Raw genomic sequence first — 14,403 nt, 5'->3', positions numbered from 1 at the left:
GATGGTCGGTCCCGACCGTTTTCGCAAAGGCACCGACCTGTATTTCGATCGCCATGATGGCGAAGCGGCGACGTGCGAGGATTTCGTGCGCGCGATCGAGGACGGCGCGGGTATCGACCTGACGCAATTCCGGTTGTGGTATGGTCAGGCGGGGACGCCGCGCATCACCGCGCGGGTTGCCACCGACGCGGTGACGGGCGAAACCATGCTTTATCTGACGCAGGCGGTGCCGCCGACGCCGGGGCAGCCGGTCAAGCAACCGATGCTGATCCCGCTACGCATCAAGGCCTATGACCGGGACGGCGGCGGCGAAAGCGCCGAGCAGCTGGTGTTGCTGGACAGCGCCGAAATGGCGGTTCCGCTGGGTCATCATCGCAGCCGTCCGATGCTTTCGATCAACCGCGGTTTTTCCGCCCCCGTGATCGTCGATTGCGCGCGCGACGAGGGCGAGCTTGCCTGGCTCGCGGCGCACGACGACGACCCGTTTGCGCGTTACGAAGCGCTGCAACAGCTGATGCTCGACACGCTGGTCGCGGCGGTCGCGGGCAAGAAGGTCGACAATGGCGCGGTGATCGAAGCGGTCGCGCAGACATTGGCTGGCCGCGACCGCGATCCCGCCTTTGTTGCCGAAGCGGTGTTGTTGCCCAGCGAGGCCTTCATCGGCGACCAGATGGTCACCGTCGATCCCGATGCGATCCGCCGCGAACGGCTGGCGCTGCAAGCGGCGATCGGCGCCGCGCTCGAAGCCGAGTGGCGCGCGATCCTTGCCGGTCACGCTCCGCCCGCGACCGATTTGTCGCGCGGCGCCAAGGGAGGCCGCCGACTGCGCGGCGTCGCGCTCGCCTATCTCGCGGCGACCGGGGCGGACGATGTTTCGGCGCTCGCGTTCCGCATCTTTTCCGACGCCGACGGGATGACCGAACGGCAGGCCGCGCTCGCGACGCTAGCGCATGGCGACAGCGACGAGCGCGCCCATGCGCTCGACATTTTTTACCAACGCTATCGCGACAATCCGCTCGTGCTCGACAAATGGTTCCAGGTGCAGGCCTGGTCGCTGCGTTCCGATACCCCCGATGCGGTAAAGGAGCTGGCGCGACATCCCGATTTCACGCTGGCGAACCCGAACCGCGTGCGCTCGCTCTATGGGGCGCTGACGGGCAATCAGGCGGCTTTCCACCGCGCCGATGGCGCGGGTTATCGGCTGATCGCCGACCTGGTGATCGCGCTGGACCCCAAGAACCCGCAGACCGCAGCGAAGATGATTCCCCCGCTGGGCCGATGGAAACGTTTCGACGAGGCACGCGCCGCGATGATGAAGGCCGAACTGACGCGCATCCTGGCGCAGCCCGGCCTGTCGCGCGACGTGACCGAGCAGGCGTCGAAAAGCCTGCTGGGATAGGGGCGGTTTTGGGGTGGGGAGCGGGCGTCTAAATCCTCCCCATCGACTTGTGATGGGGAGGGGGACCGCCGCCGCAGGCGGTGGTGGAGGGGCCGCAACGTTGCGCCATTGCCCCTCCGTCAGCGCTGCGCGCTGCCACCTCCCCATCGCAAGTCGATGGGGAGGAACTTTATGTCCGCTATCGGTCGTTTTAAGCCTTTTTCTCCTTCCGTTCGCATCGAGCGAAGTCGGGACACCCATCGAAAGAGCGCAATGCCGACGGGCATCTCGACTTCGCTCGATGCGAACAGGTCGGGGTAGGCCAGTATCTTTTCTTCCGGTCGCCGGCAGCCATCGCTGCCTAGCTCGCTGAAAACAGCTTGGTCCCGGCGACGCCGATGACGATCAGCGCCATAAAGCCGATCTGGACGGCGTTCACTTTCTCGCCAAACCAGAAGACGCCGCCGATGATCACGCCGATCGCGCCCAGCCCGGTCCAGATTGCATAGGCGGTGCCGGCCGAAATGCCGCGCATCGCAAAGGCCAGCAGCGCCATGTTGAGGAAACTCAGCGACACGGGAACAAGCGATGCTTGCCAGGTCCCGATCGTCGCGGCCCATTTGAGGCTCAGCGCCCAGATGATTTCGGTCACAACGGCGATCGCGAGGATAACCCACGCCATAAGACGGTCCTTTCAAGTCGGCGGGCTCGAAAGGAAAGGGCGCAAGCCGGAAACCCGAAAGAGGCTGCGCGTCGACCGATGATGTAGAGCGGGGCGTCCTAAAGCGGACGACGGGGAATGGCAACCCGGTGCGGCGGGCTTATTGGCCGCCCAGCCACCCCGTAACCTCCCCCGCGACCTTGTTCGCGGCGCGGGTCAGCGCCTCCCCGACGGGTTTGGCTTCGACCTCGGCACCGATCGCTTCGCGCGCCTCGAACCGGCGCTGCGTCACGCTCTTGCCACCGGCTGCCACCAGCATCGCCTGGTAGACGACGACCGCTTCGTTCGTGCGCGCGTCGACGCCGAATTCCATCAACTGGCCCGCGAGCTGCTCGCCCGGCGCGGTCAGATATTGTCCTTCGTCAAGGACAACACGCGACGTGCGCGCGGACACGGTTTCGGACACCAGCCGCTGGAACAGGCGCGACGGCGCCTCGACCCACTGGGCGTCCTTGACATAAGCGACGCTCGACCCGTCCTGCTGCACCGGGATACGCGTCGTGCGCAGTTTCTGGGGCGCGGTGGGGATCAGGATCGTCAGCGTCGATGCTTCGGCAGCGGTCCGGGCGTCACCCGCCGCGGGCGCGGCATCGGCGTCGAGCGTGAGGAGGAAAGGCGGGGTCTTGCCGCCAAGCCCGATGCACGCCGACAGCGAGACGGCGGCAACAGCGACAATCAGGGGAGCGCGGAGGCGGCGGATCATGGCGTAAGTCCTCATTGCTTGTAATCGGGCAGCTTGCTGCCGCCCAGAACGGCGCCGGCGCCCTGCTGGTCGAGCTTGTCGGTCAGGCTGGACAGCGAGGCGGAGGTGCGGCGCAGGTCGCGGATCAGGGCGTTGGCTTCGGGGATGGTCGTTTCGCTGAAGGTCTTGAGGCCCGGCCGCGCGTCCGAAATCGCCGATTCCAGCGTCGCCATCGACGCGTTGGCAGACTTCAGCGTATCGCGCAGGTTCGCCATTGCGGGGTCGACGTTGCGGTCGATCGTGCCTTGGGCCGACGCGGCGAGGTTGCCGATCTGTTCGGCGGCGTTGCCCGTCTGCTGGATCGCGATGCGCGTGTCGGCGAGCGCGCGTTCGATCGCCGGGCCGTTGCGGGCAAGGATCGCGGTCGATGCCTCGACATTGTTGAGGATGCCGCGAAGGCTGGCCTGATTTTCGTCATCGGCCAGTTCCGCCAGCCGTTCGGTCAGCGTCGAGAGCCGCTGGAGCAATTGCGGCGCGGTGTTCAGCAGTTCGCCGAGCCCGCCGACGCGCGTCGGAATGACAGGCTTGCCCGCCGGCCCCTTGTCGGCGATCGGCGGTGCATCCTTGACCGCTCCGTCGAGCGAGATTTGCGACACACCCGTAAAGCCGACGCCTTCCAGCGCCGCCGTCGTGCCTTGCAGCACGGGGACGCCCTCGTTCACCTCGATGCGCACGCGGACGAATTGCGGATCGTCGGGCCACAGCGCGATCTCGCGAACCTGCCCCGAAGGGACGCCGGAAAATTGCACCTGCGCACCCTTGTTCAGCCCGTCGACCGACTGTTTGAAAAATATGTCATATTCGCGCTTGTCGCCGCCACTGTCATTCGCCAGCCAGACGATGAAAAAGGCGAGCGCCGCGGTAAAGAAGAGGACGAAAGCGCCGACGAGGACGTTGTTTGAGCGTGTTTCCATCAGCTGTTCCTATTGCCGCTTCGCGGTTTGGTTCCCGCTTGCCGCAGCCCGGCCGCGTGGCCCGTTGAAATAATCCTGTATCCACGGATGCTCGGTGGCAAGCAATTCGGGGATCGTGCCGACTGCGATCACCTTCTTTTCCGCCAATACGGCGACCCGGTCGCAGGTTGCATAAAGCGAGTCGAGGTCGTGGGTGATGAGGAAGACGGTCAGGCCCATCGTATCCGCCAGTTCGCGGATCAACTCGTCGAATTTCGCAGCGCCGATCGGGTCGAGCCCCGCGGTGGGTTCGTCGAGGAAAAGCAGCGCGGGATCGAGCGCGAGCGCGCGTGCAAGGCCGGCGCGCTTCACCATGCCGCCCGACAGCTCGGCGGGATATTTGGGCCCCGCATCGGACGGCAGGCCGACCATCTGGACCTTATATGCCGCGATTTCGTCGAGCAATCGCTGGTCGAGCCGCGGATAATATTCGCGCAAGGGCACCTGGATATTCTCGGCCACGCTGAGCGTCGAGAACAGCGCGCCGCCCTGGAACATCACGCCCCAGCGCCGCCGCAGGTCGCGCGATTCCTCTTCGTCGGCGATTGTGTCGAGCGTCTTGCCATAGACCTCGATCTCCCCCGCGGTCGGCGTCTGCAACCCGATGATCGAGCGCATCAGCACCGACTTGCCCGTGCCCGACCCGCCGACGACGCCGAGGATCTCGCCCGAGCGGACGTCGAGGTCGAGGCCGTCGTGGATCACCGCTTCGCCAAACTCGTTGCGAAGCCCGCGGATGCAGATCGCCCGGTCGAATTTTTCGGGCCGCACCGCGTCGGCGGCGGCCAGTTCCTCGTTGATTTCGAGGTCGCTCTCTTCGCTCATCAATTCCATCCCAGCGAAGAAAAGAAGACCGCGAACATTGCGTCGAGGACGATGACGAGGAAAATCGCGGCGACAACCGCCGATGTCGTCCGCTGCCCCACCTCTTCGGCATTCTGGCGGACCTGCATTCCTTCATAACAGCCGGTGACGCCGATCAGGATGCCGAACACCGGCGCCTTGATCAGCATGATCCAGAAATCGGTCATCGGGATGATTTCGCGCAGGCGCTGGATATAGGTGAGCGGCGGGATATCGAGCCCGACCCAGCAGAAAAGCCCGCCGCCCGCGATTGCGCACAGGCTGGCGTAAAAGCCGAGCAGGGGCATGGTGATCGTCGAGGCGGCGACGCGCGGCAGCACGATCGCTTCCATCGGCGACACGCCGATGGTGCGCATCGCGTCAATTTCTTCGGTCAGCTTCATCGTGCCGATCTGCGCCGCAAAGGCCGACCCCGACCGACCGGCGACCATGATCGCAGTCATCAGCAGGCCGAGTTCGCGGATCGAGGCGCGGCCGACGAGGTTGATCGTGAACACCTCCAGCCCGAATTGTTCGAGCTGCACCGCGCCTTGCTGGGCGATGACGATCCCGATCAGGAAGCTCATCAGCCCGATGATCGGCAGGGCATCGACGCCGACTGCCTGAAAACGCGTGACAACGGCGTTCCAGCGAAGGCGGCGGCGCGCCCGGATCTGGGTGCCGAGCGCGACGATCATCGCGCCGAAAAATCCTATGATGCCGAGCAGTTCGTGCCAGATCGCGACGCTGGCATGGCCCACTTGTTCGAGCATCCGTACCCACGCGGGGCGGCGGTCGCGGTGGACGCGATACTCGCTCTTGTCGCTCGCCAGCGCGTCGAGCAGCCGCTGCGCCTCTTCGCTGGCGCCGATGACCTTTGCGCCATGTTCGTTGACCGTGCGCGTGACGATCCATGCGCCGACGGTGTCGATCCGTTCGAGCGCCGACAGGTCGAGGGTCGCGATCGGGCCGAGCGCATCGAGCCGCGCAGGCACATCGCCCAGACGCGCAAGCGTCAGACGGCCTGTAAAGCGAACTTCGGCGCCATCGGCGCCGTCGCCATGTTCGAAATCCGCCCGGGCCACCATCGTGCGGAGGACATTGTATTATTTGCCCCGCGACGGCAAGCGAATCCATGGCCGGGCATCGCGGCCCTTGGCCGCCGTGCAGGCCGACACTATGGGTGGGGGATGGAAGACCCGACCGCCGTTCCGATCCCCGACTATGCCCATCGTGTCGCGATGTACGACATGGACCGGACGATCACGCGGTCAGGGACTTACAGCGGTTTCCTCATGCATGTTGCGCAGCGGCGCCAACAATGGCGATTGTTGTTGTTGCCGCTGGTCGCGCTGGCCGCCGCCGCCTATTCGCTGCGCCTGATCGACCGGGCGCGGTTGAAGGCCATCAACCTCCGGCTGCTGGTCGGAAAACGCTTTCGCCGGACCGAAATCCTGCCGCTTGCCGAAAGCTATGCCGACAAGGTGGTCGCGCGCGGGCTACACCCCGCCGCGCTCGCCCAGATCGCGGCCGATCGCGAGGCGGGATACCGGCTGCTGCTGGCGACCGCTTCCTTCCACCTCTATGTCGACGCGATCGCCGCGCGGCTGGGCATGGACGATGTCCTCGCGACGCAGCTCGACGAACCCGACGGCGCCGACCATATCCACGCGCGGCTGGCGGGCGACAATTGTTATGGCGACGCGAAGTTCGCGCGCATTTCGGACTGGCTGGCGGCGAACGACATCACGCGCGAAGCGGTGCATGTCCGCGCCTATTCGGACCATGTCTCCGACCATCCGATGCTGCATTTCGCCGACGAGGCGGTCGCGACCACGCCATCGCGCAAGCTGAAATTGCTCGCGCCGCAAATGGGCTGGCAGGTCGTCGACTGGCGGACGCGCCGCGGTCGTTAAACCGCGTCCAGTGCCTGCGCGAAGTCGGCGATCAGATCCTCGGGGTCTTCGATGCCGATCGACACGCGCACCAGATTGTCGGTGATGCCGAGCGCCTTCTTGCGCTCTTCGGGCACCGACAGGTGCGTCATCGCCGCGGGATGGCTGGCGAGCGTTTCGGTGCCGCCGAGGCTGACCGCAAGCTTGGCGATCTTCAAGGCGTCGAGGAAACGAAAGCTTTCCTCCTCGCCGCCCTTGATGAACAGCGAAAAGGTCGATCCCGCGCCGGTGCAATGGCGGTCGAAAATGTCCTTCTGGCGCGCATCGCTGATGAAACCGAGATAGCCGAGGCCATCGACCTTGGGATGGTCGCGCAGGAAGGTGCAGACCTTCAGCGCATTTTCGCCCGCACGGGTCATCCTGAGTTCGAGCGTTTCGAGGCTGCGGAGCAGCATCCACGCGGTGTTGGGGTCGCAGATCGTGCCGATCGTGTTGCGCATCGGGCGGATGATGTTGAGCAGATGCTGGTCGCCCGACACGCCGCCCGCGACGAGGTCCGAATGGCCGCCCGCATATTTGGTGAGGCTGTAGACGACGAGTTCGGCGCCCTGTTTCAGCGGCTTTTGCCACAGCGGGCCGAGGAAGGTGTTGTCGATGGCAATCGCGGGCTTTTGGTCGCCAGGGAATGCGGCGTCGCGCGCGGCCCGCACGGCTTCGACATCGACGAGCGCGTTGGTCGGGTTCGCCGGGCTTTCCAGATAGACGAGCGCGACCTTGCCGCCCTTGTCTTCGGCGAGTGTCTTGGCGCGGGCGAGGATCGCGTCGATTTCCTCGCGCGTCGCCCCCGCGGGGAAGTCGACGAAGCTGACCCCGAAGCGCGACAGGATGCGCGCGATCAGCGATTCGGTCGCGGCATAGAGCGGGCCGGAGTGGACGATCACGTCGTTCTGACTCACCAGCGCGAGAAGCAGGGTCGCGATCGCCGACATCCCGCTCGAAAAGACCAGGCTGTCGTCGGCGCCGTCCCAGACGGCCAGGCGGTCCTCCAGGATTTCCTGATTCGGGCCGTTGAAGCGCGAATAGACGAGGCCGTCGGCAGGCCCCTCGCGCTTGCCCGTGATATGTTCAAAGAAGCGCTTGCCCGCGGCGGCGCTTTCAAACGCAAAGGTCGAGGTCAGGAAGATCGGCGGCTTCAGCGACCCTTCGGAGAGCACCGGGTCATAGCCGAGCCCCATCATCAGCGTGGCGGGGCTGAGCTCGCGATCGCCGATTTTCCGGATATTCGTCTTGGGTTTGCCGCGCATGGCCATGAAACTGCTCCTGATGATGTTGCGGCCCTTATACCGCGATAAGTTTCGTTTGAAACTATATTGCGCGGGATCAGGCGATCGCGGCGATCGCCCAGACAACACCGATCAACAGCGGCACGCCGATGATGTCGAGCGCAAATCCCGCCTTCAAGATGCGCGGTAGCGCGATATGCCCGGTCGCCCAGGCGAGCGCATTGGGCCCGGTGCCCGACGGCAGCATGAAGCCCCAGCTTGCCGCCATCGCGACGGGCAGCGCGAGCAGGATCGGGTCCGCGCCCGTCGCCGCGATCAGCGCCGCGAGCACGGGCATGATACCGCTGGCGGTCGCGACATTGCTCGCAAATTCGGTGATGAGGATGGTGAGGGCGACGATGATTGCGGCGAGCAGGATCGTCGGTATGTCGCCGAGCGGCGCGAGCACCGCGCCCAGCCACGCGGCAAGCCCGCTCGCGGTAATCGCGGCGGCGAGCGCAAGGCCGCCGCCGAACATCATGATCACGCCCCATGGCGCGCGGTCGGCTTCTTTCCAGACCAGCAGCGGCCGGCCGGTGCCGTCGGGCAGGACGAACAGGAGGAGGCTGCCGGCGACCGCAATGGTGCCATCGGTCAATGCGCCGTCGGGCAGGAAGGGTTCAAGCCACGGCTGCGCGATCCAGGCGATCAGGACGAGCAGGAAAACGGGAACGACACGGCGTTCGGCGGTCGACCATATCGCCTGATTGCCAAGCGCCGCAGCGGCGCCTTCGCCATCGAAGGGGTGGGTCGACAAGCACTGGACGCGCGCGACGACAAACATCGCGGCGGGGGTGGCAAGCAGCACAACGGGGACGCCGTAGATCATCCAGTCGAGGAAGGAAATGCGCAAGCCCAGCGCCTTTTCGATCAGCCCCGCGGCAATCGCATTGGTGGGGCTGCCGACGAGCGTGCCGAGCCCGCCGATCGACGCGGCAAAGGCGATGCCCATCATCACCGCGCCTGCAAAGCCGGTCGTTTCACCCTCCTGCACGCCGCCCGCGCGCACAACGGCGAGCGCGATCGGGATCATGATGAGCGTCGTCGAGGTGTTCGAGATGAACATGCTGAGCAGCGCCGTCGCCGCCATGAAGGCAAAGAGCAGGCCCGGTGCGGTCGGCGAGGCGCGTTTCAGCAACGCGAGGGCAAGGCGCCGGTGCAGGCCGACGCGCTCGATCGCAAGGGCAAGGAAGGCGCCGCCGAGGATCAGGAAAAGGATAGGCGAATAATATTCCTTGGCGATGGCATTGGCGTCCATCACCCCGAAGGCGGGGACGGTGAGGAAAGGGAGCAGCGCGGTGACGGTAAGGGGCAGCGCCTCGGTCATCCACCAGATCGCCATCAACAGGGTGAGCGCCGCGACATGCCAGGCGGTAAGTTCCATGCCCGCCGGGGCAGGGAGGAGCAGCATGGTGCAAAAAACGACGAGGCCGCCGATCAAACCCAACCAGCGCGTCCTTGTCATTGCTCCCCCTGTCCCATCTCTCTTATCTCGTCATCTCGGCGAAGACCGGGATGACGGCTATTGGATGTGGGCTATTTTGCCAACCCGATCACCGACAATTGGCGGCCATAGGAATTTTCCCCTTTGTGGCACGCGCGGCGATAGCTGAAATAATCTTCGGTTTCGGCATAGGTGTCCTGTCCGCCGATGGCAATTCGCGTCAGGCCCGCCGTGGCGAGCCGCGCCGCGACATAAGCCGCGATATCGAACATCGCGTGGCCGGGCTTGCCCGCGGCGAAGAAGCGCTCGTTTGCGGGATCGTCGGCGAGGAAGGTCGCGACGAAGCCGTCGTCGACCTCGTAAGATGCGCGGCCGATGCACGGACCGATCGCAGCGGCGATGTTCTCGCGGCTCGCGCCGAGGCTTTCCATCGCGTCCAGCGTTGCGTCGGTGACCCCGGCGATCGCACCTTTCCACCCCGCATGAGCGGCGCCGACAACACCGGCCGTGCGGTCGGCGAACAGCACCGGCACGCAGTCGGCGGTCAGGATGCCGAGCAATATGTCCGGCGTGCGCGTCGCCAGCGCATCCGCCTCTGGCCGCGCGGCAAGATCGGTATCGCCATCGACGATCACGCAGCGATTGCCGTGGACCTGATAGGCGCCGGTCAGCGTCGCGCCCGGCAGCACCGCGTCGGCCACGCGCCGACGGTTCTCGTCGATCAGCGCACGGTCGTCGTTCGAGCCAAGGCCACAGTTCAGCGACGCGAGTTCGCCCGCAGACACGCCGCCGCGGCGGCCGAAGAAGCCGTGGGGGACGCCGTGCAGCGGCAGAGCGGTGACGAACGGCGCGGTCACAAGTCGAGCCTGAAAAAGCGGTCCTCGTCGATATGATTGCCGACCCGGAAAGCGTTTCGCCCGACGTCGTAGAAACCATAGCGGCGGTAGAAAGCCTGCGCGCGGTCATTTTCGGTAAAGACGCTGAGGTAGAGGATCGAGGCGCGCGTCCGCGCCCAGGCGATACCCCAGTCCATCAAGGCGGCTGCGACGCCGGTGCCCTTGGCGGCTTCGGCAACATAAAGCTGGTGAAGTTCGACGGCGCCGTCTGTGGGTTGATCGTCGGGCAGGTCGAAATCGAGCGGGCCCATCTTGATATAGCCAAGGATCGCGCCTGCCGCGTCGCGGGCCAGCGCGATGTCATGCTCTTCACTCGCGATCTGCGCACGAACGCGATCGGGCGGATTCCAGCTTGCCAGAAAAAGCGCAAGATCGGCGGGGGCATAGATGTGGCCGAAAGTATGTCTGAACGAGCGTTCGGCAAAGGCAGCGATCGCGCCGGCATCCTCCGGCGTTGCCAATTGGATGTCGGTCATGCGGCGTCTCCTGAAAATCCGGTGGGGGTCGGCCAGCCTGGCGCGGTGAAGGCCATCACCTTGAACAAGTCGCCCATGGCTTGCGGCGTGACCAGACGGTCGCGCTGGCCTTTGAGTTCGGCGGCACGCGCGGGCGCCGCTGCCTGGAGCGACGCCAGTCGCGCATCGATTCCCAGCCGCCGCAGCCAGTCGCCCTGCGCCGCGAGCGCGCTGACGGTCACCCCGGCGTTATGGGCCGCGTCGGCCAGCGTAGTGAAGTCGACATGCGCGGTCAGGTCGACCTCGCCCGGATCGGCAAAGGGCGGGGCGAAGCGGTGCGCCCTGACCGCCTGCAACGTGTCGCCCGCGGCGGGCCCCGCATAGCCATAGTCGATCGCGAGCATCGCGCCGCCCTGCCGGGCGAGGCGAAAGGCGCAGCGTTGCATGATGACCGCGGAGACGGGGGTGGTTTCGACGATCGTGCCTTCGGGCTTGCTGCGCAGCGCAGCGGGGATCGCGTCGTCGGCGGGCGCATCGCCCGCGATCGGCGCGAAGGCACCGTCGCGGCGCTCGACCATGCGTTCGCGCCACCCGCCGGCGACACGGACATATTGGTGGATCGGCAGCGCGTCGAAAAATTCGTTCGCGACGATGATCAGCGGCGCGTCGCCCGGCAGCGCGTCGATCTCGTCGTGGTGCTCGGCCGCGGGCACGCGCGCATGCTGTGCCGCGCGCAGTGCCGGGCTCGTCTCGACGAAGTCGACGCCCACGGGTGCGCAGCCAAAGCGCGTCATCACCCGCAGCGCATCGACCGCCAGCGTGCCGCGGCCGGGGCCGAGCTCGACATAGCGAAAGGCGGGATTGCCCGCGCGCTGCCACATATCGGCGATCCAGATGCCGACCATTTCGCCGAACATCTGGCTGATTTCGGGCGCGGTGGTGAAATCGCCCGCCGCGCCGAGCGGGTCGCGGGTGGCATAATAATGGGCGTTCGCCGCGGCCATATAGTCGGCGACGGTCATCGCCCGCGCGGCGGCGATGGCGCCGATCAGCTGCTCAGGGCGCGGCGGCCCGTCACGCAACGCTGTCGATTCCGGCGACCGGCTCCACCCGCTGGCGGCGGCCCTTGGCGGTGACGACGAGCCAGACACCGATCAGCAGCATCGGCACGGTCAACGTCTGGCCCATGGTGAGGCCCCACGACAGGGTGCCGAGCTGGACATCGGGTTCGCGCACGAACTCGACCGCAAAGCGGCTGAGGCCGTAGATGATCGCGGCCATGCCGAACAGGAAGCCCGGCTTGTAGCGCGCGTCGGTGCGCCAGAAGAAGAAGGCCAGGATCGCCATCATCACAATCCCTTCCAGGCCTGCTTCGTAAAGCTGGCTGGGGTGGCGCGGGTCCATCGTGCCGCTATCCGGAAAGATGATCGCCCAGGGAACCGTCGTCGCGCGCCCCCACAGTTCGCCGTTCACGAAATTGGCAAGGCGGCCGAAGAAGAGGCCGAACGGCACGACGCAGGCGACATAGTCGCAAAAGCGCAGGAAGCTGAGCCTGTCCTTTTTCGTCACATACCAGATTGCGATCAGCACCCCGACCACCCCGCCGTGCAACGACATGCCGCCGTCCCACAATTTGAAGATTTCGAGCGGCTTCTGGATATAATTGCCAAGATTATAGAACAGGACATAGCCGAGGCGGCCGCCGAGGATGATCCCCAGCATCGCGTAGAAGATCATGTCGTCGGCGTGGCGCCGCGCCATCGGGGCACCGGGCTGCGCGATCAGCTTCAGCAAATACCAGTAACCGACAAAAATGCCGGCGAGATAGGCGAGTGCATACCAGCGGATCGGCAGACCGAAGACGCTGAACGCGACTTCGCTGTTCTGGCCCATCAGCTCGTTGAAGTTCACATATTGCGTTGCTTCGGCTAAGGTTGCAAAAAGAAACATATAGTCGCGCTGTCCTTCCCCAGGAGAGGCCTCCCCATAAGGGGTAAGGCGAGCGAGACCAAGAGGAGAGATGAAAGATGCCATCAGCGCTCGATTTGCGCCTGGAAGCCGCCTATAATCTGATCACCGGACCGGGCGGGCCGATCCAGATCGGGTCCGTCGAACGCTTCGGTCAGCAGCTTCCCTTCATTGCCAACGCGCCAACGAATCTGGCTGATTATGTTGCATTCTTTGCTGCGCAGCATGGCGACGCGACCTTCCTCGTCGAGGGTGAGGAGCGGCTTTCGTTCAAACAGGTCTATGTCGCGGCGCGGCAGGTCGCGGCGGGGCTGGTCGACGGCTATGGCGTCCAGCGCGGCGACCGTGTCGGGCTTGCGATGCGAAACGCCAACGCATGGTGCGTGACCTATATCGGCATATTGATGGCGGGCGGATGCGCGACCTTGCTCAACGGCTGGTGGCAGGGTGGCGAGCTTGCGGCTGGCATCGCGGACAGCGAAGCGAAGCTGGTGATCGCCGACGTCCAGCGCGCCGCGCGGCTCGACGGCATTGCGCATGATGCAAAGGTCGTCACGCTCGACATCACCCGCCCGATCGGAGAGGCGATCGCCCCGATTGCGGATAAAGGCGGCGCCGACACGGTTTTGCCGACACTGACCGGGCAGGATCTGGCGACGATCCTTTTCACCTCCGGCTCCACGGGTCAGTCGAAGGGCGCCTATTCGCGGCACGAAGCGGTGTGCCAGGCGATCTTCAACTATGTCACGCAGACCGCCAGCATCGTGCATCTCTTGACCGAGGATGGGCAGATGTCGGACATCCAGCCGGCAACGCTGATCTGTACCCCGCTGTTCCACGTCACCGCCGAAATCCCGGTGTTCCTGCAAAGCTTTGCGCTGGGGCGCAAACTGGTGCTGATGCCCAAATGGAATGCGGAAGAAGCGATGCGGCTGATCCAGGACGAACAATGCAATTATTTTGTCGGCGTACCGCTGATGAGCTATGAAATCCTGATCCACCCGAACCGCAAGAATTACGACCTGTCGACCTGCAAAAGCTATGCCGGGGGAGGCGCGCCGCGTCCGCCGGAACATGTGAAGCGCCTCGCGACCGAGATGGGGGAAGGCAAGCCTCTGCTCGGCTATGGCCTGACCGAAACCAATGCGGTTGGTTGCGGCATCATCAATGAAAATTATCTCGCCAAGCCGATGTCGACCGGCCCCGCGTCGAAGCCGCTCGTCGATCTCGCGATCCTCGACGATGACGGCAATCCGGTGGCACAGGGCGGCGTCGGCGAGGTGTGCATCCGGTCGGTGTGCAATTTCGAGGGCTATTGGAACAATGAGGCGGCGACCAAGGCGGCCTTTTTCGACAATGGCTATTTTCGTTCGGGCGACCTCGGCTACCTCGACGAAGACGGGTATCTTTTTATCGTCGATCGCAAGAAGGACATCATCATTCGCGGCGGCGAGAATATCAGCTGCCAGGAAGTCGAAGCGGCGATCTATGAACATCCGGACACGAACGAATGCGCCGTGTTCGGCCTTCCCGACGAGCGGCTGGGCGAGTGCGTCGGCGCCGTGGTGTGGATGAAGCCGGGCAGCAGCGTGACCGCCGACGATCTGACCGCCTTCCTCGGATCGCGGCTGGCGCCTTACAAGGTGCCGTGCCAGATCTGGATGTCGAGCGACGCTCTGCCCAAGCTGGGCAGCGAAAAGATCGACAAGGTCGGCTTGCGGACCCAGTATCGCGAGGAATATGCGGCGAAGGTCGTCGCGTAACCGAACGCGGTGAAGGAGCGAAC

The 14,403-nt window shown here is 65.1% G+C and carries 14 protein-coding genes; 3 read left to right on the top strand and 11 right to left on the bottom strand.

The window, feature by feature from the left end; genetic code table 11:
* The coding region (locus A3E77_RS19400) for a DUF3458 domain-containing protein (RefSeq protein WP_293649335.1) at positions 1-1,399 on the top strand (1,399 nt) is incomplete at its 5' end.
* 340 nt (positions 1,400-1,739) lie between these two features.
* On the opposite strand, the gene A3E77_RS19395 is transcribed toward A3E77_RS19400, so the two are convergent.
* From A3E77_RS19395 to A3E77_RS19375, 5 genes are all read right to left on the bottom strand, one after another.
* A complete protein-coding gene (locus tag A3E77_RS19395) occupies positions 1,740-2,060 on the bottom strand; it encodes a DMT family transporter (RefSeq protein WP_293649332.1) in 321 nt (106 codons plus the stop codon).
* A 139-nt stretch (positions 2,061-2,199) separates the two neighbouring features.
* Positions 2,200-2,802 carry an ABC-type transport auxiliary lipoprotein family protein gene (locus A3E77_RS19390; RefSeq protein WP_293649330.1) on the bottom strand — a complete coding sequence of 201 codons (603 nt, stop codon included), beginning with the start codon at positions 2,800-2,802 and terminating at the stop codon, positions 2,200-2,202.
* Between the two features lie 11 nt (positions 2,803-2,813).
* Positions 2,814-3,755 (bottom strand): MlaD family protein, encoded by a 942-nt coding sequence (locus A3E77_RS19385; RefSeq protein WP_293649328.1) that lies wholly within the window; start codon positions 3,753-3,755, stop codon positions 2,814-2,816.
* Between the two features lie 9 nt (positions 3,756-3,764).
* Positions 3,765-4,619 carry an ABC transporter ATP-binding protein gene (locus A3E77_RS19380; protein WP_293649325.1) on the bottom strand — a complete coding sequence of 285 codons (855 nt, stop codon included), beginning with the start codon at positions 4,617-4,619 and terminating at the stop codon, positions 3,765-3,767.
* Positions 4,619-5,725 carry an ABC transporter permease gene (locus A3E77_RS19375; protein WP_293649322.1) on the bottom strand — a complete coding sequence of 369 codons (1,107 nt, stop codon included), beginning with the start codon at positions 5,723-5,725 and terminating at the stop codon, positions 4,619-4,621. The genes A3E77_RS19380 and A3E77_RS19375 overlap by 1 nt, the downstream gene beginning before the upstream one ends.
* 102 nt (positions 5,726-5,827) lie before the next feature.
* Here A3E77_RS19375 and A3E77_RS19370 point away from each other — a divergent pair, with 102 nt between their 5' ends.
* Positions 5,828-6,553: an HAD family hydrolase gene (locus A3E77_RS19370; protein ID WP_293649319.1), complete on the top strand. Its 726-nt coding sequence runs from the start codon at positions 5,828-5,830 to the stop codon at positions 6,551-6,553.
* On the opposite strand, the gene A3E77_RS19365 is transcribed toward A3E77_RS19370, so the two are convergent.
* The 6 genes from A3E77_RS19365 to lgt all read right to left on the bottom strand — a co-directional run bounded on the left by A3E77_RS19365 (position 6,550) and on the right by lgt (position 12,599).
* Positions 6,550-7,842, bottom strand: a complete 1,293-nt coding sequence (locus A3E77_RS19365; protein ID WP_293649316.1) for a cystathionine gamma-synthase family protein — start codon at positions 7,840-7,842, stop codon at positions 6,550-6,552. The genes A3E77_RS19370 and A3E77_RS19365 overlap by 4 nt on opposite strands.
* 70 nt (positions 7,843-7,912) lie before the next feature.
* Positions 7,913-9,319 carry an SLC13 family permease gene (locus tag A3E77_RS19360; RefSeq protein ID WP_293649313.1) on the bottom strand — a complete coding sequence of 469 codons (1,407 nt, stop codon included), beginning with the start codon at positions 9,317-9,319 and terminating at the stop codon, positions 7,913-7,915.
* Between the two features lie 71 nt (positions 9,320-9,390).
* Complete coding sequence (gene pgeF, locus A3E77_RS19355; protein ID WP_293649310.1) at positions 9,391-10,155, bottom strand: peptidoglycan editing factor PgeF; 765 nt, start codon at positions 10,153-10,155, stop codon at positions 9,391-9,393.
* Positions 10,152-10,670, bottom strand: coding sequence for a GNAT family N-acetyltransferase (locus A3E77_RS19350; RefSeq protein ID WP_293649307.1), 519 nt, complete (start codon positions 10,668-10,670; stop codon positions 10,152-10,154). Before A3E77_RS19350 ends, pgeF begins: the two co-directional genes overlap by 4 nt.
* Positions 10,667-11,671: a class I SAM-dependent methyltransferase gene (locus A3E77_RS19345; protein ID WP_293649341.1), complete on the bottom strand. Its 1,005-nt coding sequence runs from the start codon at positions 11,669-11,671 to the stop codon at positions 10,667-10,669. The genes A3E77_RS19350 and A3E77_RS19345 overlap by 4 nt, the downstream gene beginning before the upstream one ends.
* A gap of 52 nt (positions 11,672-11,723) precedes the next feature.
* Positions 11,724-12,599: a prolipoprotein diacylglyceryl transferase gene (gene lgt, locus A3E77_RS19340; protein WP_458574471.1), complete on the bottom strand. Its 876-nt coding sequence runs from the start codon at positions 12,597-12,599 to the stop codon at positions 11,724-11,726.
* A gap of 77 nt (positions 12,600-12,676) precedes the next feature.
* Between lgt and A3E77_RS19335 the strand changes: the two genes are divergently transcribed.
* Positions 12,677-14,380: a class I adenylate-forming enzyme family protein gene (locus tag A3E77_RS19335; RefSeq protein ID WP_293649304.1), complete on the top strand. Its 1,704-nt coding sequence runs from the start codon at positions 12,677-12,679 to the stop codon at positions 14,378-14,380.
* Positions 14,381-14,403: the final 23 nt, after the last annotated feature.

It is taken from the genome of Sphingopyxis sp. RIFCSPHIGHO2_12_FULL_65_19 (assembly GCF_001830555.1).
Lineage (GTDB): Bacteria > Pseudomonadota > Alphaproteobacteria > Sphingomonadales > Sphingomonadaceae > Sphingopyxis.
The sequence above is the reverse complement of the archived record's forward strand: the minus strand, read 5'-3'. Positions and strand labels throughout refer to the sequence as shown.